Raw genomic sequence first — 21,124 nt, 5'->3', positions numbered from 1 at the left:
CCGGCACGGTACGACCCGCTCCGCCCAGACGCGGCTGACCAGCCGCGCAGGACAAGGAAAGGAAGACCGCTATGAGCACTCAGTCGCTCGGCCTCGAACTGCTCGACCTCGAGGCCGTCACCTTCGAGGTCGACGAGATCACCGACCCGTCGCTCGACCTCGCAGCCACCAGCTCGTCCTGCAGCTGCTCCAGCTGCTGCTCCTGCAGCACCTCGAGCTGCTGCTCGACGAGCACCAGCACCTCCAGCTGCGGCTGACAGGTGTGCTCGTGAGCTGAGTGCTGCGGACCAAGGGCCCTGGTCCGCAGCATGTTCACCCCTCCCGCCCCGGACCGTGAAGGAGCAGCACCCAGTGACAACAGTGGAAGAGACAACTACGGCTCCTCCGACGGCGACCACCGTCGGTACGGCGATCGCCGCGCTGCTGCCGCCCGGTCCGGTGCTGACGCTGGACGTCGCCGTCCTCGGCCTGCCCGGCCAGGAGGAGCGGACCACGATCGGTCCGCCGGAGTCGGCCGCTACAGTGACGATCCGGATCTACGCCGGCACCCTGGTCGTCGCCGCGACCCCTGGTGGTGCCGGACCCTGCCCGACCTGCTTCGACCGGCGCTGGGTGGTCTGCCGCCCGACTGTCGAGCGCCGCATCCTGGACCACCCGCACGGCGTACTGACCACCGCGTGGACCACTCCGGCCCACCATGCGCTGGCGATCGCCGCCACGCTGAGCCGGATCGCGAGTGAGGCGAGCACCGACGGCCCGTCGTACCCGGTGTGGGAGATCGACACCCGTACGGCGAAGGTCGAGCGCTACGGACTCATCCGCGACTCGTCCTGCGACGTCTGCGCCGAGCCCACACCCGACACCGCCGACGGCGCCCGGATCCAGTTGGTCTCCACGCCGGCGTCGAGTCCCGGCAGCGGCCGGTCGCGGAAGCCGGAGGACCTCGACCTCCCGATGGACGCCCTGGCGAACCCGGTCTGCGGCATGCTCGGCGGGCCCGCGATCCGCGCGTACCACGCCACGGCGACCGCCCCGGCGAGCGGCCACTTCGAGGTGCGGAGCAAGTACGGGCTGCACGAGATGTGGTGGAGCGGCCACGCCGAGAGCTACCGGCGCAGTGAGCTGCTGGGCGCCCTGGAAGGCCTGGAACGCGAGACCGGTCAGAAGCCGCGCCGTCTGGACGTCGCGCTCCGGGCCACGCCCGCCGAGCTGACCGTCCCGTACGTCGAGATGGAGCAGTGCGGGCTCTACACCCCGGACTTCTACGTCGACCACGCCGACAAGTACGTGCCCTGGGCAACCAACCCGAAGGTCCCGTGGGTCTGGGGCTGGTCCGTTCGCGACGATCGCGCGTTGCTCGTCCCGGAGCAGATCGTCTACTACCTCGACCATCGCGAGGACCACCGCAACACCGTGCAGGAGTGCTCGAACGGGTGCGCCTCCGGCAGCTCGGTGACCGAGGCCGTGCTGCACGGCCAGCTCGAACTGATCGAGCGGGACGCCTTCCTGATCAGCTGGTACTCCGGGCTCACGCCGGTCGAGATCGACCTGGACACCGTCGACAGCCCGCTGGTCCGCCAGATGAGGGCCCATGTCGACCTGCTCGGCTACGACCTGCGCTGCTTCGACATCCGGGTCGATCTGCCGGTGCCGGCGGTCGGGGCGGTCGCCGTACGGCGTGATGGTGGTCCGGGCACGCTGTGCTTCGCCGGAGGCGCCTCGCTGGATCCGGCGGACGCCGTACGGGCTGCTGTGTGTGAGGTGGCGTCGTACGTCACCGGGTTCGAGGAGCGGGTGACCGAGAGCCTGGACGAGGTGCGGCCGATGGTGACCGACTACCGCAACGTCGGCGAGCTGGCGCACCACGCGCTGCTGTTCGGGATGCCGGAGATGGCCGAGCACGCGCAGCACTGGCTGCGGCAGACCGAGGTCACCTCGCTGGACGACGTGTTCGCAAACTGGACCACCGGGCGTGCTCCGGCCACCGACCTGCGGGAGCCGGTGGAGGAGATCGTCGCGCTGTTCGCCGAGCGGGGGATGGACACGGTCGTGGTGGACCAGACCACGCCCGAGCAGCTCGCGATGGGCCTGCGCACGGTCGCCACGATCGTGCCCGGTCTGATCCCGATCGACTTCGGCTGGCGGCGCCAGCGGGTGCTGACCATGCCACGCACGCTGTGGGCGCCGTACGCCGCTGGGCTGACCTCCCAGCCGCTCGAGCCCGAGCAGCTGCACCGAGTGCCGCACCCGTTCCCGTAGCCAATCAACAGTCTTCCGTAGGAGTTGAGCGCAGGTGACCAGCCAGATCGATGCCGCCGCCGGGCCGAACCGCGCGGAAGTCGCGATGGACTACGCACGCCGGATGTTCGAGCGCCAGCGGGTGCCACTGCCGCCGCTCGGCTTCCAGGTGGACTGGAGCGACCAGCCGTCCAGGCACAAGCTGTACGTCGACGCGCCCAAGCTGCCGCTGCCCGTACCGTTCGCGAACCTGCCGTCGCTCGGGGTGGACGAGGCCGCGGCGCGTGCGGCCGGTCCTGCGGACGACCGGATGCCTTCGCTCGACGTACTGGCTTCGGTGCTGGGCTGCTACGGGCTGATCGACCGGCGTACCGGGCTGAACTGGAACGAGGACAGCGCCGCGAAGCTGCGGCCCGCGGCGCCGGTCTGGGCTCGGCCGACCGCGTCCGGCGGAGGCATGTACCCGGCCGAGAGCTACCTGGTGGCCGGCGGCCAGGCGCCGCTGCGGGCCGGGGTCTACCACTACGACACGGCTCACCACAGTCTCGACCGCCTGTCCTCGGCCAACCGCTGCGCCGAGCTGGCAGCGGCAACGGGCGTCGACGCCGGGCTGTATCTCGTGGCCACGTTGAAGTTCTGGAAGAACGCGTTCAAGTACAACTCGTTCAGCTACCACGTCGTGACCCAGGACGTGGGCGCGCTGCTCGCCTCCTGGCGGCTCGTGCTCGCGGCGGCCGGCTACACGGTCGAGCCGGTGCTGTGGTTCGACGAGGGACCGGTCAGTACGGCGCTCGCCGTGGACGGCCGCACCGAAGGACCCTTCGTGGTCGTCCCGCTGGGTCCCAGCCGAACAATGAAGACCGAAGCGCAGCCTGGTGAGCCGCCACAGCTGCGGGTCTGGGAGAAGTCCGAACGCGTCCGCGACTTCGAGCTGGTCGAGCGTGTCCACGCAGCAGCCCTCGTCGGCAACCAGCCCAGGCCTCCCCGGGCCACCTCGGTCGCTCCACCGCCGATCACCGGCGCCGTCGTACAGCTGCCTCCGCTCGACCCGGCGACGAAAGACCTCACCACCAGCTTGCGCACCAGGCGATCCAGCTTCGGCCTGTTCTCCGCACATCCCAAACTGTCGACCGCCGACCTGGGTTCGGTACTGGCGACCACTGCCCAGATGACTCGCGCCGGGTCGGACGTCGAACCGGCACCGCGGCAGGACCCCTGGACGCGACTCTGGGTGCTGCCGAACGCCGTAGACGGCCTGGAGAAGCGCGCCTACGCCTACGACCCAGCAGCTCACCAGCTGATCGCCCGCGGGGAGTTCGACTACCGGGAAGTCCAGCGGCACTACGCGCTGACCAACTACAACCTCAGCGAGGTCGCCGCCGTCTTGGTGATCACCGGACGCCTGGAGGCGCTGGTCGAGGCCTACGGCGCCCACGGCTATCGCATGTTGAGTGTCGAGGTCGGCCAGCTCGCCCAGACCAGCTACCTCGCCGCGACCGCCCGCGGCCTGGGCATCGGAGCAGTCCTCGGGATCGACAACCTTGCCGCCGACGAGTTCCTCGGCCTCGAGGAGACGGACGAGCGCAGCATGCTCTTCCTCCTGCTCGGCCACGAACGCGCCGGCCGGGCCGGCTACGACCACGGCGTGCACCACCGTCCGGCCCAAGGAGACCCACGATGACCGACGTCCTCTCGAACCCCTACAGCCCGGAGACCGGTACGACGTCCGGCTGGCGGCTCGGCTCCGGCTTCCTGCTGCGCGTCGCGGGTCAGCCCGCCGAGGCGGTCGCCGTACTGCGTACGCCGGCCGCCGTCGCCTGGACCGAGCAGGTGCTCGCCGCCGAGGCCGCCCGGGATGCGCTGGCGAGCGAAGTCCGTGAGGTGCTCGAAACCGACCTGGCGGCTCGTGATCCGGAAGACCCGGACCGGGTGGCGCTGATCAACCTCCGCCGGGACGCCTTCAACGGACGGCGTCCGCGACCGGCCACGGTGACCCGCGCCGAGCCGCTGCTGCCGGATGCGCCCCGCGCCCTGACGCACCAGTGGATCGCGGCGTACAACCGCGTCAGCGAGCTCCTCGACCAGGGCGTCGCCGTACTGGGTGAGGACCTCACAGCAGCTCGTGCTCGGGCCCGGGAGATCCTGGCCGACGACAAGCTGCGCAGCGCCGTACTGCTGCAGTCGGAGGTCCTCGAGAAGAACATGGACCGGTACCTCGACCCGACGCGCAAGGTCGACAAGCACGGCCGCCAGGTCGAGCGGACGCTCCTGGAGCTGCTCTACCGGGCGGCGCTCAAGACCAGTCCGTTCAGCACGCTGACCTCGGTCGGCCTCGGCCGCTTCTCCGACACGGCAACGCGGCCGCGACCCGAGCCCACGTCGCTGGAGCAGCGCTCGACGGTCCGACTGAACATCGCTGTGCTGGCCCGGCTCTCCGCGGTGGTGCTGGCCGATTCCACCCTGCGCTCCGGTCTGCGAGTGGCGCTCGCGCCAGGTGCGAGCTCGGACGGCGAGACGATGCGCTACGTCCGTCGTCGTACGGCGTCCAGCAGCGACCCGGACGCGGTCGTTGCCATCGACAACGTTCACGAGAACCTGTTCTTCCTGCCGACCGGCCCGGCGCTCGACGACGTGGTGGAGCTGACCCGCGACGACAGGCCGACGCTGGCCGAGCTGAGCCGACTGATCGCGGCCAAGGCCGACGGGCGGACGCTCGCCGAGGCGGACCAGCTGATTGGGCACCTGCTCCGGCTGGGTTTTCTGCTCGCGCCCGACCTCCAGATCGACCTGCGAGCCAGTGACCCCACCAAGGTCCTGATCGCTGCGCTGGAAGCGCAGGACCACCCGGCCCTGCGGCAGCTGGCCGGTTCGCTGCAGTCCGCCGTGGATCTGATCGACGCCTACCCCGGTACGCCGGCGCGCGGTCGCGCGGCGATGCTCAGCGGCGTACGGGATCACGTCCGGGCGTGCTTCGAGCAGCTCGGTGCGTCCGACCAGCTCGTGCCGCGGACGGTGATCTACGAGGACACCACGATCACCGCTGACGGGATGGACGTGGACCGCGGGCTGTGGGAGCGCACGCTGCTCCCGGATCTCGCCGACCTGGCGGATCTGCTGCCGGCCTTCGACCTCAACGTGTCCAGACGCCTTACTGCCAAGGGATTCTTCAAGGCCCGGTACGGCGTCGGCGGCGACTGCCAGGACGTCGTCCGGTTCTGCCACGAGTTCCAGCGCGACTTCTTCGATCCCTACACGCGGCGATCGCTGCGGCGCCGGCAGTTCGACGACGACAACGCGTTCGTGCCGCAGGAGAACTGGTTCAAGCTGCCGGACATCGTCGCGGTCGACAAGGCCCGCGAGGCCGCGTCGCTGCACCTGCGCGACCTGCGTTCGAACGATCCCGGACCGGTCGAGGAGATCCGTCTCGGCCCCGACTTCGTCGACGCCGTACGACGTGAGCTGCCGCCGGGTGAGCAGCAGCCGTGGTCCTTCTTCGTCCAACTGGCCACAGGGGACCGTGAGCCGGGTCGGCTGATCCTCAACCAGGCCTACGCCGGGTTGACGCTGATGTTCTCGCGGTTCGCGCACAGCCTCGACACCGAGGGCACCCGGGCGCGCGACCTGATCAGCGAGATCCTGCGCGACTACGCGCCGGACGGAGCGGTCCTGGCCGAGCTGCGCGGCGGCTACGAGACGACGAACCTCAACGTGCACCCGGCCGTCACGCAGTACGAGATCGTCTGTCCGGGCGACGCGAGCACGCGGCCGAAGGACGAGCAGATCGCGCTGGACGACCTGTTCCTCGTGCACGACGCCGCGGCCGACCGGGTGCGGCTGATGTCGACCCGGCTGGGTCGCGAGGTCGTGCCGGTCTACCTGGGCTTCCTGATGCCGATGGCGCTGCCGGAGATCCAGCAGATCCTGCTGTGCTTCTCACCCAGCGGCATGGCCCAGATCGACCTGTGGGCAGGGACCGGCGACCCGATCCCGGTCGACGGCATCCAGTCGTACCCGCGTTTGGTCCTCGGCGATCTGGTGCTGCAGCGGCGGATGTGGAAGCTGAACACCGCGGTCTTCCCGTTCCGCGATCCGCGGCACTCCGACGCCGAGCACCTGCTCCGCGTACGGCGATGGCGGCTCGACCACGGGCTGCCCGCGCGGCTGTTCGCCCAGATCGACAACGCGGCGGCCAAGTCCGCGGTCGACGACGGCGCGGAACCCGATGCCCCGGAGACGCCCGGCGCCGAACGCAAGGCCGGCCGCAAACCGCTGCCGGTGGACTTCGACAGCTGGATGTCCCTGCACCTGCTGGAACAGCTGGCCATGGGCGCCTCGGCGCGGATCGTGCTGACCGAGGCGAACCCGGACACCGACGAACTCTGGCTGACCGACGAGCACGGCCGGCCGCACGTCTGCGAACTGCTGCTGGAGCTCTACGACACCGGGAGGGACAACGATGACGAATGAATGGGTGGCCCTGCACGTCTTCTACGCCAGCGACGCCAATCCGATCCTGGTCGAGGCGGTCCGTCCGCTGGTCGACGAACTACGGGACGAAAAGATGATCGATCGCTGGTTCTTCATCAAGTACTGGATGGAGGGACCGCACCTGCGGATCAGGTTCCGGCCGTCCCGGCCCGAGCTGCGCGAGGAGGTGACGCAGCGTGCGACCGCGGCGGTCGAGGCGTTCCTGGCCCGGCGGCCGGCGCTCTACGACACCGACATCGAGGGCCTCGGCGACATCTACAAGAAGATGTACCTGGCCGAGTACGGCGAGGAGCGCTTCGTCGAGGAGTACGGCGTCGACGGCGTCATGCCGTTCCGGCCGAACAACAGCGTCGCGCTGATGGAGTACGACCAGGAGTTCGACCGGTACGGCGGACCCGTCGGCATGGAGCTCGGCGAGTGGCACTTCGAGGCCTCCAGCGACCTGGTCGCCAAGCTGCTCGCCACCTCGAACACGCACGTCCGGCCGGTCCTGCTCGGGCTGGCTACGCAGCTGTCGCTGCTGACGGCGTACTCGTTCCTCGAGACCGACGAGGCGGTGCGGGAGTTCTTCCAGCGCTACCGCGGGTTCTGGGAGACGTCGTACCAGGAGCCGTCGGACGACTACCACGACTCCTTCGACAAGAGCTTCGAGCTGACCCGGGCGTCGCTGAGCGAGCGGGTCGACCGGATCCGGACGATCAGCGCGGGGGAGTCCGGGCAGCAGCTGTCCGGGATCGAGCGGACCTGGCTGACGCACTGCCGCGAACTCCGCAGCAAGGTGGACGCCGAGGCCGGCCAGTTGCTGTTCCCGAGCCGCACAGGCGGCACCGGTCGCGAGCCGATCGCCGATCCGAGGGCGCGGGCGGCGGTGCTGCTGAGCTCCTACATCCACATGACCAACAACCGCCTCGGGGTGGCGATCCTGGACGAGATCTACCTGTCGTACCTGATCGAGCGGGCGCTGGAACCCGCTGCGGCCCAGGCATCGGTATGACGACCGTCAGCGACCCAACGGCCGGCAGTTGGCTGGCCGAGGCCCGGCCCGCCCTGCGCGCGACGGTCCGGATCGGTCCTGGTCTGCTCAAGGGGCCCTCGGTCGTTCACATCATCGGCGACCGCGAGACCCAGGCCTTCCTGAAGGTCGGTCCGCGGGAGGCGTTCCTGATGGCGCAGCTCGACGGTCGCCGGACGCTGGCCGAGATCAGCACCGCCTACGCCGAGCAGTTCGGCAAACGGTTGGGCGAGGCGCACTGGCAGCAGCTGCTCGGTCTGCTGCACTCCCATGCCTTGGTCGAGCCGGCCGTGCCCGAGCAGCTGGACGCCGTACGGGAGAAGGCCGCGGTGGCCCGTCGGGCCGCCGGACGGTCTCCGCTGCTGTGGCGTCGGCCCGTTCCCGGCGCGGCCGAGCTCGCGGTACCGCTGGCTCGCAGAATCGGTTGGCTGCTGAGTCCGTGGGCGGCGGTGCCACTCACGCTGATCGGTTCGCTGGTAGCGGTCCTGGTCCTGCTGAACTGGTCAACGCTGTGGTCGGCCGTCGCCGACTCGCCCTCGCGCTGGACCGCGACCCTGGTCGGGTTGACCGTCGGCTGGCTGGTGATCGCCGGGCACGAGTTCTTCCACGGCATCGCCTGCGTCCGGTACGGCGGGCGCCCGTCCGAGATCGGGGTGATGTGGCGGTTCCCGATGATCGCGCCGTACTGCAAGGTCGACGACGTCGTCACGTTCCCGCGGCCGGGCCAACGCGTCGTCACGTCGTTCGCCGGGATCTACGTCAACCTGATCGCGCTGATCCCGTTCGCCGCGCTCTGGCGGTGGGGACCGCAAGCGGGCTGGTGGCACGGCCTCGCGGCCGCGCTGCTGCTGTTCGGTGTGGTCGCGGCGGTGGCGAACCTCGTCCCTGTGCTCAAGCTGGACGGGTACCACATGCTCGAGCACGCCACCTCGACGTCGAACCTGCAGGGAGAGTCGTTCCGGTACGCCGGGGCGTTCCTGCGGCGTGGACCGGCCGGGATCGCCGGGTACCCGCGCCGGGCCAAGGTGATCTACACCGGGTACGCCGTACTGGCGACCGCGATCCTCGGGCCGGCGATCGTGCTGCTGGTCCGCAGCTGGTACCTCACCCTGGCCGACCTGTGGAGCCCGGGCGCGGCTGTCGCCGTACTGGCTGTCGAGGCCGTTGCGGTCTGCGGGTTGCTGCGCTGGGCCATAGTCTGGAAGCGGAGAGCGACGGAGGCGGCCTGATGGAACTGTTGCAGACCTTGCTCGGGATCCTGTTCGTGCTCGGCTTGAGCTGCGGTGGCTGGCTGATCTGGGGTGTCACGCAGAGCCGCCAGCGCAAGCACGAGCTGGCGATGGCCCGGGAGCGTGAGCTGACCAAGCGCGAGCAGCTGCGGATCGAGTCGGAGGAGCGCGTTCAGGAACGCGCCGACCGGATCTACCTGGACGCCGTACGGCGGCACACCGACCCGCCCCCGATCGAGGGCGGGCCGGGCAAGCCTTAAGCGAGCGCGGCGCGGGCCTCGATGAAGGCGGCGACCGCGTTCTCGACGTCCTCGGTGGAGTGCGCCGCGGAGAGCTGCGTGCGGATGCGGGCCTTGCCGTGCGGGACGACCGGGTACGAGAAGCCGATCACGTAGATGCCGAGCTCCAGGAGCTTGTCGGCCAGGCGGCCGGCCTCGGCGGCGTCGCCGATCATCACCGGCGAGATCGGGTGGTCGCCCGGGAGGACGTCGAAGCCGGCCTCGGTCATCTTGGTGCGGAACAGGGCGGTGTTGGCGGCGAGCTTGTCACGCAGGTCGCTGGACCCGCCGATCAGCTCCAGAGCCTTCAGCGAAGCGGCCGTCACCGACGGGGCCAGGGAGTTCGAGAACAGGTACGGGCGCGAGCGCTGGCGCAGCAGCTCGACGATCTCGGCGCGGCCGGAGACGTAGCCGCCGGAGGCACCGCCGAGGGCCTTGCCGAGCGTGCCGGTGACGACGTCGACGCGGTCCTTCACGCCGAACAGCGACGGCGTACCGGCGCCGTCCGGGCCGACGAAGCCGACCGCGTGCGAGTCGTCGACCATCACCAGCGCGTCGTACCGCTCGGCCAGGTCGCAGATCTCGTCCAGCGGAGCGACGTACCCGTCCATCGAGAACACGCCGTCGGTCGCGATCAGCCGGTACCGCGCGTCGGCGGCGTCCTTCAGCTGCGCTTCCAGGTCGGCCATGTCGCGGTTCTTGTAGCGGTAGCGCTTGGCCTTCGACAGGCGGATCCCGTCGATGATGCTCGCGTGGTTGAGCTCGTCGGAGATCACCGCGTCCTCGGCGCCGAGCAGCGTCTCGAACAGGCCGCCGTTGGCGTCGAAGCAAGAGCTGTACAGGATCGTGTCGTCGGTGCCGAGGAAGTTGCTCAGGGCACCTTCCAGGTCCTTGTGGATCTCCTGGGTGCCGCAGATGAACCGCACCGACGCCATCCCGAAGCCCCACCGGTCCAGCGCGTCGCGCGCCGCCCCGACGACCTCGGGGTGGTCGGCCAGGCCGAGGTAGTTGTTGGCGCAGAAGTTCAGCACCTCCTGGCCGGAGGCCACCGAGATGGCGGCGTTCTGCGGCGAGCTGATCACCCGCTCCGACTTGTAGAGCCCGGCGTCCCGGATCTCGCCGATCGTGGTTTTCAGGTCGTCGCGCATCCGGCCGAGCATCAGTGCTTCTCCTCGTACGTCGGGGTGGTCCAGTCCATGATCACCTTGCCGCACTGCCCGTGCCGCGCGGTGTCGAAGGCGAGCTCGAAGTCGGCGTACCCGAACCGGTGGGTGATCACCGGCGCCAGGTCGAGGCCGCGTTCCAGCATCACCGACATCGAGTACCAGGTCTCGAACATCTCCCGGCCGTAGATGCCCTTGATCGTCAGCATGTTGAGCACGACCGTGCCCCAGTCGATCGCGATCTCGTCCGAGGGCAGCCCGAGCATCGCGATCTTGCCGCCGTGGTTCATGTTCGCCAGCATGTCGCGCAGCGCGACCGGCTGCCCGGACATCTCCATCCCGACGTCGAAGCCCTCGCGCATCCCGAGCCCGCGCTGGGCGTCGGCGATGCTCTCCTCGCCGACGTTGACCGCCCGGGTCACGCCGAGCTTGCGGGCCAGGTCGAGCCGGTAGTCGGACAGGTCGGTGATCACCACGTTCCGCGCGCCGGCGTGCAGGGCGACGGCCGCGGCCATGATCCCGATCGGTCCGGCGCCGGTGATCAGCACGTCCTCGCCGACCACCGGGAACGACAGCGCGGTGTGGACGGCGTTGCCGAACGGGTCGAAGATCGCGGCCACGTCCAGGTCGACCGGGTCGCGGTGCACCCAGACGTTCATCGCCGGCAGGGCGACGTACTCGGCGAACGCGCCGGGGACGTGGACGCCGAGGCCGCGGGTCTTGATGCACAGGTGGCGGCGGCCGGCCCGGCAGTTGCGGCAGCGGCCGCAGACCAGGTGACCCTCGCCGCTGACCACGTCACCGACCGCGACGTCGCGGACACCGGCGCCGATCTCGACCACCTCGCCGCAGAACTCGTGCCCGGTGACCATCGGGACCGGCACGTTCTTCCGCGCCCAGGCGTCCCAGTTCTGGATGTGCAGGTCGGTGCCGCACAGCCCGGTCCGCAGCACCTTGATCAGGACCTCGTCGGCCTCGATCGTGGGCTCCGGGACGTCCTGCAACCACAGGCCGGGCTCGTTCTTCGCCTTCACCAGCGCCTTCACTGCATCCTCCTCGACGAGTCGCCGTCACATCGTCGTCCTCGGCAACGGTGCGCGTCCATCGACACGTCGTACACAGGCTTTGCAGTCGATCTGCATACTGGTCGCCATGGGTCGGGGGTTGGTCAGAGGACTGGGGATCGTGCTGGTGCTGGCCGGGGTCGGGCTGCTCGGTTGGGTCGGCTGGCAGTACTTCGGCACCGGGATCACCTCGAACCGGACGATGGACCAGCTCGAGCAGGACCTGCGCGACCGCTGGCAGGCGCCGTCGATCGCTCCGGACAAAAAGCCGGAGACCGGTACGGCGATCACGCTGCTGCGGATCCCGAAGTTCGGTCCGGACTGGGAGAAGCCGGTCGTCGAGGGCGTCGGCAAGGACGAGCTGTCCCGCGGGATCGGGCACTACCCGCAGACCGCGCTGCCGGGCGAACCGGGCAACTTCGCGCTCGCCGGCCACCGGGTCACCCACGGATCGCCGTTCCGGAAGCTGCTGGAGCTGACCAAGGGCGACCAGGTGATCGTCGAGACCGCGGACGCCGTCTACACCTACGAGTTGGACGGCTCCCCGAAGGACCTGACCGTGAAGCCCGCCGACACCTGGGTCCTCGACCCGGTCCCCGGCAAGCCGGAACAGGCCGCCACCACTCCGATGCTCACGCTCACCACCTGCCAGGACCTGTTCCACTCCCCGGACCGATCGGTCGCGTTCGCGCACTTGGTGAAAACCGAGCACAAGTCCTGATTTAGGCTGTCGGTTCATGAGCTCAGATCGGGATGCCCTGCTGGACCAGGTGAAGACCAAGGCCGTCGTGCACGGGAAGGTGACGCTGGCGTCGGGCAAGGAAGCCGACTACTACGTCGACCTGCGCCGGGTCACCCTGGACGCCGAGGCGGCGCCGTTGATCGGGCCGCAGCTGCTCGAGCTGACCGCCGACCTGGAGTACGACGCTGTCGGCGGTCTGACGCTGGGCGCCGACCCGGTCGCGCTGGCGATGCTGCACGCCGCCGCCGCGAAGGGACGCAAGCTGGACGCGTTCGTCGTACGGAAGGCCGAGAAGGCGCACGGTCTGCAGCGCCGGGTCGAGGGACCTGAGGTAAAGGGTCGCCGGGTGCTCGCTGTCGAGGACACCTCCACGACCGGCGGCTCGGTGCTGACCGCCGTCGAGGCGCTGCGTGAGGCCGGTGCCGAGGTGGTCGCGGTCGTGGTGATCGTGGACCGCGCGACCGGCGCGCAGGAGAAGGTCGAGGCCGAGGGGCTGGAGTACCGCTGGCTGTTCGGTCTGGACGACCTCGGGCTGAGCTGATGGATCCCGTTCTGATCGTCGTACTGGGCGTGGTGGTCGTCGGTGCGGTGATCTGGTTCAACTACGCGGCGGCGAAGAAGCGGCGCGAGGAGTTCGCCGCTTTCGCCGCCCAGCAGGGGCTGGCGTACACACCGGAGAACAACGGGCTGGCCAGGCAGTGGAGCGGCGAGCCGTTCGAGCGCGGTGACCACCGGCGGGCCAAGAACGTGCTGACCGGTGCGTTCCAGGGCCGGCAGATCGTTGCCTTCGACTACAGCTACCAGACCCACTCGACCGACTCGAAGGGTCAGCGGACGACGCAGACCCACAAGTTCGGCGTCGTGGTGATGCAGCTGCCCGGCCCGCTGCCCCACCTGCAGGTCACCCACGAGGGCATCTTCGGCGGCGCCGTCGCGAACGCGCTCGGCTTCCGCGACCTGCAGTTCGAGAGCGACCAGTTCAACCGCGCGTTCCGCGTCAAGGCCGACGACGAACGCTTCGGCCACGCCGTCGTGCACCCGCGGATGATGGAGCTCCTCCTCGCCCGCGGCGAGATCGGCTGGCGCATCGAGGGCAACTCCCTGATCGGCTGGGACGGCGGCGCCCACGACCCCGCCGAAGTGACGAACCGCCTGCACCTGCTGCAGCAGGTGATCGACCAGGTCCCGCCGTACGTCTGGCGGGACTACGCAGGCGTCGACCCTCGGGAGTCCTGAGCGCGATCGAGCTCGACGTGCGGGCGTGACTGCCACAGGGCCCACTCGGCGCTGACGTCACCGGCGGTGCGCAGGAGCAGGGGCAGGTAGTCAGTCAGGAGCGTGTCGGTCGACGTCTCGGCGGCGTGCACCGTGACATTCATGGCGGCCTGGACCGTTCCGGTGCCGTCCCGCACCGGAGCAGCAACAGACCGTACGCCGGGCGCCAGCTCTTCGTCGGCCAGCGCCCAGCCGCGGGCGCGGATCTCGGTCAGCTGCTCGCGGAGCTGGTCCGCCGAGCGGCCGATGTACGCCGGCAGCCCGGCCCGGCTCGGCTGCGCGAGGGTCTCTTCGAGCTCGTCGGGTGACAGCCCGGCGAGCAGCACCTTGCCCTGCGAGGTCTGCGCCGCCGGGAACCGGGTGCCGATGTCCACCCGGAGCGCGATGATCTTCGGCACCGACACCCGCGCCACGTAGACGATGTCGGATCCGTCCAGCTGCGCCATCGAGGACGACTCGCCGGTCCGGCTGACCAGGTCCTCCAGGTGCGGCCGGGCGATGTCCCACAGACCGAGCGCGCCGACGTACGCCATGCCCAGCGTCAGCACCTTCGGCGTGAGCTGGAAAGCGCCGCCGGTCGAGCGGACGAAGCCGAGCTCCTCGAGGGTCAGCAGCAGGCGGCGCGCGGTGGGCCGGGCGAGCCCGGCCGCGGTCGCGACCTCGCTGAGCGACATGCTCCGGCGGTCGGCGTCGAAGCAGGCGAGCACGTCGAGACCGCGAGCCAGTGACTCGACGAAATCGGGACCCGCTCCTCGTCCTGCCATCGGTGCCTGCCTCCACATCTGCCGCGGCCCGCGGCGCGGGCCGGTCGTCGCCGACGAGCCTAAGGCCCCGGCGAGCGCGTTCCGGTCAGGTCCCCGCGCCCGGCTCGCCGAACATGCTGCCCCGCGCCTCCCGGGTCGACTCCGACTTGTACGCCGTGTACTGGTACGGGTTGTCCAGCACGTCCTCGTCCGGCAGCCCGGGGTTCATCCCGCCGAGCCAGGCCTCCTCGCCCAGCGTCGAGCGCAGGTGCTCGACCGTCGCCTCGACCTCACGCCGTACGGCGGGCAGGTCGGCACCGACCAGCCGGTGCTCGTGCTTCACGACGCGGCCGTTCACCAGCACCGTGTGGACGTCGCCGCGCTGGGCCTGGAACGCGACCTGGCCGTACGGGTTCAGCAGCGGGAAGGAGACCGGTGACGCGTCGTTCTTGATCAGTACGACGTCCGCCTTCTTGCCCACCTCCAGACTGCCGAGGTCGTCACGGCCCAGCGCCCGGGCACCGCCGCGGGTGGCCCAGTCGACCACCTGCTCGGCCCGCAGGTGCACGTGCGTCACCGTCTCGCCCTTGACGTGCGCCTCCAGGTGCTCGCGGGACCGGTCGGCGCCGAGCGTGGTCCGCATCGCCGAGAAGAGGTCGCCGCTCCACCAGACGCTGGTGTCCATCGAGAGCGACACCCCGATGCCGTACCGGCGGACCTGCCAGGTCGGCGGGTAGCCCTGACCGGCGCTCTGCTCGGACTCCGTCGACACCGAGACCGACGCGCCGCTCGCCGCGATCCGCTGGTAGGAGTCGGTGGTCAGGGTGGCTGCGTGCACGAGAACGGTCTCAGGCGTCAGGAAACCGTTCTCGTGCATCAGCCTGATGCCGTCGTCGTTGGTCGCACCCCAGACGCCGGCATGAGTCGTCACCGGCAGCCCGAGGTCGCGGGCCACCTCGAAGGCGGCCCGCTCCGGGAACGCCGGGTCGCCCGTCACGTCGAAGGCGAGCTGGACGCCGAACAGGTCTCCGGCCCCGGTCCGCCGGCGGTCCAGGAACGACCGGACCGCCGGGTCGGCGGTCCACTCCCAGGGCCCGGCCTGAATGTTGCCGTAGGCAAGCACGAAGCGACCCGGCACGGCCTGCAGCGCGTCGGCGGCGGCCTCGGCGTGGTCGACGGTCTGCAACCCGTGCGACCAGTCGACGGTGGTGGTGACACCGGCCTCGAGCGACTCCCAGGCCGACAGCAGGTTGCCGGCGCGGATGTCCTCGGGGCGGAACACCTTGCCGTGCTCGAGGTAGTACCAGACGAAGTACTGCGTCAGCGTCCAGTCCGCGCCGTACCCGCGCATCGCGGTCTGCCACATGTGCCGGTGCGTGTCGATCATGCCGGGCATCACCAGGCCGCCGCGGGCGTCGATCTCGAAGGTCCCGTCGGGCACGTCGAGCGTGGGCCCGACCGCCGCGATCCGGTCGTCGACGACCAGGACGTCGGCCTCGGCGAGCACGGTGTGGGCGTCGTCCATGGTCAGCACGGTGCCGCCGCGCAGCACCACCGGCCGGCCGGGCGCGGGAGCCTCGGATGTGGTCATGGATTCCTCCCGATGGAGCAGCGGACGAGCGTCCGTATGACGGTCATCCTCACTATCGAAGCGTCGTTCGAGGCTGTCAAGAGTTCAACCGCCTGCCCTTGACACTCGGACTGCAAGGCGCAGAGACTTCAACGGACAAGTGTCCGTAGCGGGAGGAGCTGGGTGCATGACCGCTCCGCGCTCCGGCCCACTCGCCGGTCTGGTGGTCGCCGACTTCTCCCGGATCCTGGCCGGCCCGTACGCGACCATGCTGCTGGCCGACCTCGGCGCCGAGGTGATCAAGGTCGAGGCGCCCGGCGGTGACGACACGCGGTCCTGGCAGCCGCCGGTGCGCGACGGCGTCTCGACGTACTACCTGGCCGTGAACCGCAACAAGCGCTCGATCGCGCTCGACCTGAAGGACCCCGACGACCTCGCCGTCGCGCAGGCCCTGGCCGGGCGCGCCGACGTCCTGATCGAGAACTTCAGGCCGGGCGGGCTGGCCCGCTTCGGACTCGACTACGACACAGTTGCTTCGAGCAACGAAAAGATCGTCTACGCGTCCATCAGCGGGTTCGGCAGCGGGCCGAAGGGTGCCGCGCTGCCCGGGTACGACCTGATCGTGCAGGCGATCTCCGGGCTGATGAGCCTGACCGGCGATCCCGACGGCGAGCCGTTCCGGGCCGGCATCTCGGTCTTCGACGTGATGGCCGGGATGCACGCCACGATCGGCGTCCTGTCCGCGCTCAACGCCCGGCACGCGACCGGTCGCGGGCAGCACGTCGAGGTCAACCTGCTGTCCTCGGCCCTGTCCGGCCTGGTCAACCAGTCCAGCGCGTACGTCGCGGGCGGCGTCGTCCCGACCCGGATGGGCAACAGCCACCCGAGCCTGTTCCCGTACGAACCGCTGCCGTGCTCCGACGGCGACCTGATCATCACGGCGGGGAACAACGGCCAGTTCCGGAAGCTGGTCGAGGTGCTCGGCGTACCCGAGCTGGCCGACGATCCGCGGTTCGAGCGGAACGAGAAGCGCACCGAGAACCGGGACGAGTTGCGGCCGTTGCTGGTCGAGCGGCTGAGGACGCGGACGAAGAGCGAGTGGTTCGCCGCGATCATCGCCGCGGGTGTGCCGTGCGGACCGATCAACACCGTGGACGGCGGCGTCGCCTTCGCCGAGGAGATCGGGCTCGACCCGGTGGTGACCGTCGGTTCGGCGGGCCACGCCGTACCGGGCGTGCGCAACCCGATCACCTTCTCGGAGACGCCGGCCGACTACCTGCTGCCGCCTCCCGCGCTCGACGAGCACGGGGACGAGATCCGGCGGTGGCTCGCGAGCGAACGGCGTACGGAGGAAGGACCGGTATGACCGAGACTCCCAGGTTCCCGACCTCGCTCGGGACGTCGACGGCCGACGAGATCCGGCTGCTCGGGCAGGACCTGACCGAGGACCTGATGGGCAAGGTCGGTTTCGGCGAGCTGGCCTTCTGGCTGGTCGCGCTGCGCCGCCCGACGCCCTCCGAGGTCCGGGTCTTCGAGGCCGTGCTCGTCGCGCTGGCCGATCACGGCTTCACGCCGACGGCGATCGCCGCCCGGCTCACCTATCTGTCCGCGCCGGACTCGCTGCAGGGGGCCCTCGCGGCCGGCCTGCTCGGGGGCGGCTCCCGCTTCCTGGGGGTGACCGAGGACTGTGGCGCGTTCCTGCACGCGGCGCTCGAGCGACTCGACGGCGAACTGCCGGACGACGACGAAGGCTGGGACGCCGTCGCGCTCGACGTCGTTCGCGAGGCGAAGGCGGCTCGGCGCTTCGTGCCCGGGCTGGGTCACCCGGTGCACAAGGTGCGCGATCCACGAACGCCGGTACTGATCGGCATCGCCGAGGAGGAAGGGCTCCACGGCCCGCACCTGCGACTGTTCGAGGCGATCGGGCGGGTCCACGAGCAGGTCCTCGGTCGTCGCCTGCCGCTGAACGGCGCCGGCGTGTGCGGTGCGGCGCTGGCCGACCTCGGGCTCCCGATCGAGCTGCTCCGCGGCTTCGCCCTGCTGGCCCGGGCCGCCGGTCTGCTCGGGCAGCTCGCCGAGGAGCACCGCCGCCCGATCGGCATGGACGCCTACCTGACCGTCGACCGCAACGCCGTGTACGTCGACCCCACCGCCTGAGACCCCACCGCCTGAGACCCCACCGCCTGAGACCACGAGGAGCACGTCATGGCCCAAGTCGTCGCGGTCATCGCGTCCACGCACCACCCGTTCTACTACCGCGCCAGTACGGCGACCGGCGCCGACCGGCCGCCGTTCGCCGACGAGTGGGTGGCCAAGATCGAGGCGTTCCGCGAGACGCTGACCAAGGCCCGGCCGGACGTCCTGGTGATGGTCGGCAGCGACCACTTCCACCAGCTCTGGCTGGACAACATGCCGCAGTTCCTGGTCGGCAAGGCGCCGTACTTCGACGCGAACTTCTACAACGAGGAACGCGAGTTCGGCCTGCCCCGGATGACGCTGGCCGGTCAGGAGGACCTGTCCGCGCACATCCTGCGCGACGGCCTGGACGCCGGCTTCGACCTTGCCTTCAGCAACGAACTGCGGATCGACCACAGCATCACCTGCCCGATCATCACGCTCCGGCCGGAGGCGGACCTGCCGATCGTGCCGATCTACACCAACATCTTCGCGCCGCCGCTGCCGCGGCCGCAGCGGTTCGTGCAGCTGGGCCGGACGATCCGGCAGCTGGTCGAGTCCTGGCCGACCGACCAGCGGGTGGCGATCATCGGCACCGGCCACCTGTCCCTCGAGCTCGGTGGACCGCGCCAGTTCGGTGCCCATGGCCCCGATCCGGAGTTCGACCGGAAGGCAGTCGGGTGGATCGGCTCCGGTGACATCGAGGGCGCGCTGGCGGAGGTGACGCTGGACAGCCTGCACCTGCCGGGCAACGCGACCCACGGGTTCATGGACTTCCTGCTGATGATGGGCGCGGCCGGTGACGGCGCCAAGGCCGACCACGTCGACTCGCTCGACCTGTTCCACACGATGGAGGCCTACTTCACCTGGTACCCGAACGGAGCGCCGGCATGAGCAAGTACCTGCTCGACAAGTTCCTCTACACCGTCGACCGCGATCCCGAGCTGGTCGAGCGCTACCGGGAGGACCCCGCCGGAACCGTCGAGTGGTGGGAGGCGGAGCTGGCGAACAAGTTGCTGAACTGCACCAGCGACGAGCGGACGACGTGGCTGGCCTTCACCGAGGAGGAACGTACGGCGCTGCGCGAGCGAGACCACGTGGCGCTGTTCGGCCTGGGCGCTCACCCGTTCCTCACGCTGACCTTGTTCATCGCGGTGTTCGAGCGTGACCACGGTCCGCTGGAGTACCAGCTCGCCTACGCCAAGGCGATGGAGCACCTCACCCTGCCGTACCCCGACATCGCCACCTGACAGCGAGGAGAACGTCGTGCGCGCCGCAGTAGTGGGCATCCTGGGTGAACCCCCGTCCCTGACCGACCACCCGGACCCGGTCCGGGCCGACGGCTGGAGCGTCGTCCGGGTCGTCGCCGCGCCCGTCGTACCGCTCGACCTGTTGTGCGCTTCCGGTACGTCGTACTTCGGTGCGCCGCCGGTACCGTACGTGCCCGGCGTCCAGGGGGTCGGTGTGGTCGAGCACTCGGCGGCGGTGGCGCCGGGGACCCGGGTCTTCTTCGCGACCTCGGCCGGGATGGCGGCCGGGGACGGCAGCTTCGCCGAGCGCTGCGCCGTACCGGACGCGGACCTCGTCGTCCTGCCGGACGACGTCCCGGACACCGTGGTCGCGGCGCTCGGTCTGTCGGGGGTCGCGGCCTGGATGGCGCTGACCTGGCGGGCGGGGACGCGGCCGGGGGAGCGGGTCCTCGTGCTCGGTGGCGGGGGCGCGGTCGGGCAGATCGCCATCGGGGCCGCGCGTGCTTTGGAGGCCGGCCGGGTGACGGCCCTGTGCCGGTCCGAGGAGGCACGGCAACGCGCACTCGCGGCCGGCGCGGAGGAAGCGGTGCTGCTCACTGCGGACGTCGACGAGGTCACGGCGCGTCTCGCGGCAGCGACTGGAGGTGCAGTGGACGTGGTGATCGACCCCGTCTTCGGTACGGCGGCGACCGCGGCCAGCCGCCTGCTCGCGCCGGGTGGACGACTGGTGAACCTCGGTGGCGCCTCCGGCGACGAGGCGACGTTCTCCTCGGCCGTCCTGCGCAGCCGATCCGCGAGCGTGCTCGGGTACACGAACAACGCGTTGACGCCGGAGCAACGGGCCGAGGCGCTGGCCGCCGTACTGCGGCACGCCGCGGCCGGGTCGATCACGATCGCCCACCAGACCGTCGGACTGCCCGAGGTCTCGGAGGCCTGGCAGCGCCAAGCGGCCGGACAGATCGCGGGCCGGCTGGTTCTGACGATCTGACCGCGCTCGCGCCGCACCGCGGGAGCGGACCCGCCGAGGACTAGAGTCGCCGGGTAACCGACCACGGGAGCAGGGAAATGACCGCAGTCATCATCATCGTCGTGGCGCTCGTCGTCATCCTGGCGATCGCGCTGATCGTCTCGTACAACCGGTTCGTCAAGCAGCGGAACCTGATCCAGGAGTCCTGGCGGCAGATCGACGTCGAGCTGCACCGGCGCTACGACCTGATCCCGAACCTGGTCGAGACCGTGCGGGCGTACGCCGCGCACGAGCGGCACGTGTTCGAGGAGGTCGCGCGGCTGCGCACCCAGGCGGTCGGCGCCGAGGGCGCTACGCCGGAGCAGCGGGCCGCGGCCGAGGGACAGCTGTCCGGCGCGCTGCGGCAGATGATGATCTCCGTCGAGGCGTACCCGCAGCTGCAGTCGAACCAGAACTTCCTCGGGCTGCAGCGCGAGCTGACCGACACCGAGGACCGGATCGCGGCCGGGCGGCGGTTCTACAACGCCAACGTCGGCGACTACAACACCCGGATCGAGGCGTTCCCGTCGAACCTGATCGCGGGCAGCTTCAAGTTCGAGAAGGCCGGCTACTTCGAGGTCAAGGACGAGAGTGTGCGCTCGGTGCCGCAGGTCTCGTTCGGCACGATCGGCTCGGTCGCCGGTGAGCAGGCCCCGCCGCAGATGCCGGCCGGCAACCAGTCCTCGGGCCAGATCCACCCGCAGATGCCGGGTGGTAACAACCCGCAGCTACCGCCCCAGGACTCAACAGACAACAAAAACTACTAAAAATTAAATAGTTAAAAGAAAATTCAGGCCCGGGGGCGACGGCGTCTAGTCCGTCATCCCCGGGCCTGCCCTCCCCCCGGTACCTGCTCCCAGACTGCCCGGCCCGCATACATCCGGCGTACAT

At 70.1% G+C, this 21,124-nt stretch carries 20 protein-coding genes; 16 read left to right on the top strand and 4 right to left on the bottom strand.

The features are described from left to right. Nucleotides 1-71 precede the first annotated feature (71 nt). The 7 genes from ACYVIO_RS04095 to ACYVIO_RS04065 all read left to right on the top strand — a co-directional run bounded on the left by ACYVIO_RS04095 (nucleotide 72) and on the right by ACYVIO_RS04065 (nucleotide 9,227). Nucleotides 72-257 (top strand): hypothetical protein, encoded by a 186-nt coding sequence (locus ACYVIO_RS04095; protein WP_077018662.1) that lies wholly within the window; start codon nucleotides 72-74, stop codon nucleotides 255-257. A gap of 94 nt (nucleotides 258-351) precedes the next feature. Continuing rightward, nucleotides 352-2,259 carry a TOMM precursor leader peptide-binding protein gene (locus tag ACYVIO_RS04090; RefSeq protein ID WP_460649276.1) on the top strand — a complete coding sequence of 636 codons (1,908 nt, stop codon included), beginning with the start codon at nucleotides 352-354 and terminating at the stop codon, nucleotides 2,257-2,259. A gap of 34 nt (nucleotides 2,260-2,293) precedes the next feature. After that, entirely contained in the window at nucleotides 2,294-3,919 is a 1,626-nt protein-coding gene (locus ACYVIO_RS04085; protein WP_460649275.1) for a SagB/ThcOx family dehydrogenase, read from the top strand. After that, a complete protein-coding gene (locus ACYVIO_RS04080; protein WP_460649274.1) occupies nucleotides 3,916-6,705 on the top strand; it encodes a lantibiotic dehydratase in 2,790 nt (929 codons plus the stop codon). The genes ACYVIO_RS04085 and ACYVIO_RS04080 overlap by 4 nt, the downstream gene beginning before the upstream one ends. Beyond that, on the top strand, nucleotides 6,695-7,720 hold the full coding sequence (locus ACYVIO_RS04075) for a thiopeptide-type bacteriocin biosynthesis protein (RefSeq protein ID WP_460649273.1): 1,026 nt from the start codon (nucleotides 6,695-6,697) through the stop codon (nucleotides 7,718-7,720). The genes ACYVIO_RS04080 and ACYVIO_RS04075 overlap by 11 nt, the downstream gene beginning before the upstream one ends. After that, complete coding sequence (locus tag ACYVIO_RS04070) at nucleotides 7,717-8,967, top strand: hypothetical protein (RefSeq protein WP_460649272.1); 1,251 nt, start codon at nucleotides 7,717-7,719, stop codon at nucleotides 8,965-8,967. Before ACYVIO_RS04075 ends, ACYVIO_RS04070 begins: the two co-directional genes overlap by 4 nt. Beyond that, a complete protein-coding gene (locus ACYVIO_RS04065; RefSeq protein ID WP_460649271.1) occupies nucleotides 8,967-9,227 on the top strand; it encodes a LapA family protein in 261 nt (86 codons plus the stop codon). Before ACYVIO_RS04070 ends, ACYVIO_RS04065 begins: the two co-directional genes overlap by 1 nt. On the opposite strand, the gene ACYVIO_RS04060 is transcribed toward ACYVIO_RS04065, so the two are convergent. Together ACYVIO_RS04060 and tdh are read right to left on the bottom strand one after the other, a co-directional pair. Next, nucleotides 9,224-10,405 (bottom strand): glycine C-acetyltransferase, encoded by a 1,182-nt coding sequence (locus tag ACYVIO_RS04060; RefSeq protein ID WP_460649270.1) that lies wholly within the window; start codon nucleotides 10,403-10,405, stop codon nucleotides 9,224-9,226. The genes ACYVIO_RS04065 and ACYVIO_RS04060 overlap by 4 nt on opposite strands. Then, entirely contained in the window at nucleotides 10,405-11,454 is a 1,050-nt protein-coding gene (gene tdh, locus ACYVIO_RS04055; RefSeq protein ID WP_460649269.1) for an L-threonine 3-dehydrogenase, read from the bottom strand. The genes ACYVIO_RS04060 and tdh overlap by 1 nt, the downstream gene beginning before the upstream one ends. Nucleotides 11,455-11,560: 106 nt before the next feature. Between tdh and ACYVIO_RS04050 the strand changes: the two genes are divergently transcribed. The 3 genes from ACYVIO_RS04050 to ACYVIO_RS04040 are packed head-to-tail and all read left to right on the top strand — an operon-like array spanning nucleotide 11,561 to nucleotide 13,450. Further along, entirely contained in the window at nucleotides 11,561-12,193 is a 633-nt protein-coding gene (locus ACYVIO_RS04050) for a class E sortase (protein ID WP_460649268.1), read from the top strand. 16 nt (nucleotides 12,194-12,209) lie between these two features. Then, on the top strand, nucleotides 12,210-12,755 hold the full coding sequence (pyrE, locus tag ACYVIO_RS04045; protein ID WP_344178549.1) for an orotate phosphoribosyltransferase: 546 nt from the start codon (nucleotides 12,210-12,212) through the stop codon (nucleotides 12,753-12,755). Next, nucleotides 12,755-13,450 (top strand): hypothetical protein, encoded by a 696-nt coding sequence (locus ACYVIO_RS04040; RefSeq protein WP_460649267.1) that lies wholly within the window; start codon nucleotides 12,755-12,757, stop codon nucleotides 13,448-13,450. The genes pyrE and ACYVIO_RS04040 overlap by 1 nt, the downstream gene beginning before the upstream one ends. On the opposite strand, the gene ACYVIO_RS04035 is transcribed toward ACYVIO_RS04040, so the two are convergent. After that, a complete protein-coding gene (locus tag ACYVIO_RS04035; RefSeq protein WP_460649266.1) occupies nucleotides 13,420-14,253 on the bottom strand; it encodes an IclR family transcriptional regulator domain-containing protein in 834 nt (277 codons plus the stop codon). The genes ACYVIO_RS04040 and ACYVIO_RS04035 overlap by 31 nt on opposite strands. 85 nt (nucleotides 14,254-14,338) lie before the next feature. Further along, nucleotides 14,339-15,823, bottom strand: a complete 1,485-nt coding sequence (locus ACYVIO_RS04030) for an amidohydrolase family protein (RefSeq protein ID WP_460649265.1) — start codon at nucleotides 15,821-15,823, stop codon at nucleotides 14,339-14,341. A gap of 166 nt (nucleotides 15,824-15,989) precedes the next feature. On the opposite strand from ACYVIO_RS04030, the gene ACYVIO_RS04025 reads away from it, so the two are divergent. The 6 genes from ACYVIO_RS04025 to ACYVIO_RS04000 all read left to right on the top strand — a co-directional run bounded on the left by ACYVIO_RS04025 (nucleotide 15,990) and on the right by ACYVIO_RS04000 (nucleotide 21,000). Next, a complete protein-coding gene (locus ACYVIO_RS04025) occupies nucleotides 15,990-17,168 on the top strand; it encodes a CaiB/BaiF CoA transferase family protein (RefSeq protein WP_460649264.1) in 1,179 nt (392 codons plus the stop codon). Beyond that, on the top strand, nucleotides 17,165-17,959 hold the full coding sequence (locus ACYVIO_RS04020) for a citryl-CoA lyase (RefSeq protein ID WP_460649263.1): 795 nt from the start codon (nucleotides 17,165-17,167) through the stop codon (nucleotides 17,957-17,959). Before ACYVIO_RS04025 ends, ACYVIO_RS04020 begins: the two co-directional genes overlap by 4 nt. 48 nt (nucleotides 17,960-18,007) lie before the next feature. Continuing rightward, a complete protein-coding gene (locus ACYVIO_RS04015) occupies nucleotides 18,008-18,871 on the top strand; it encodes a DODA-type extradiol aromatic ring-opening family dioxygenase (protein WP_460649262.1) in 864 nt (287 codons plus the stop codon). Further along, nucleotides 18,868-19,227: a hypothetical protein gene (locus ACYVIO_RS04010; protein WP_460649261.1), complete on the top strand. Its 360-nt coding sequence runs from the start codon at nucleotides 18,868-18,870 to the stop codon at nucleotides 19,225-19,227. The genes ACYVIO_RS04015 and ACYVIO_RS04010 overlap by 4 nt, the downstream gene beginning before the upstream one ends. A 16-nt stretch (nucleotides 19,228-19,243) precedes the next feature. After that, nucleotides 19,244-20,215 carry a quinone oxidoreductase family protein gene (locus tag ACYVIO_RS04005; RefSeq protein ID WP_460649260.1) on the top strand — a complete coding sequence of 324 codons (972 nt, stop codon included), beginning with the start codon at nucleotides 19,244-19,246 and terminating at the stop codon, nucleotides 20,213-20,215. Nucleotides 20,216-20,292: 77 nt separating this feature from the next. Further along, nucleotides 20,293-21,000: a LemA family protein gene (locus tag ACYVIO_RS04000; protein WP_460649259.1), complete on the top strand. Its 708-nt coding sequence runs from the start codon at nucleotides 20,293-20,295 to the stop codon at nucleotides 20,998-21,000. The last annotated feature ends 124 nt before the right edge of the window (nucleotides 21,001-21,124 follow it).

The organism is Kribbella endophytica (assembly GCF_054781295.1).
Note: the sequence above shows the minus strand (reverse complement) of the source record. Positions and strands in the feature narration are given on the sequence as shown.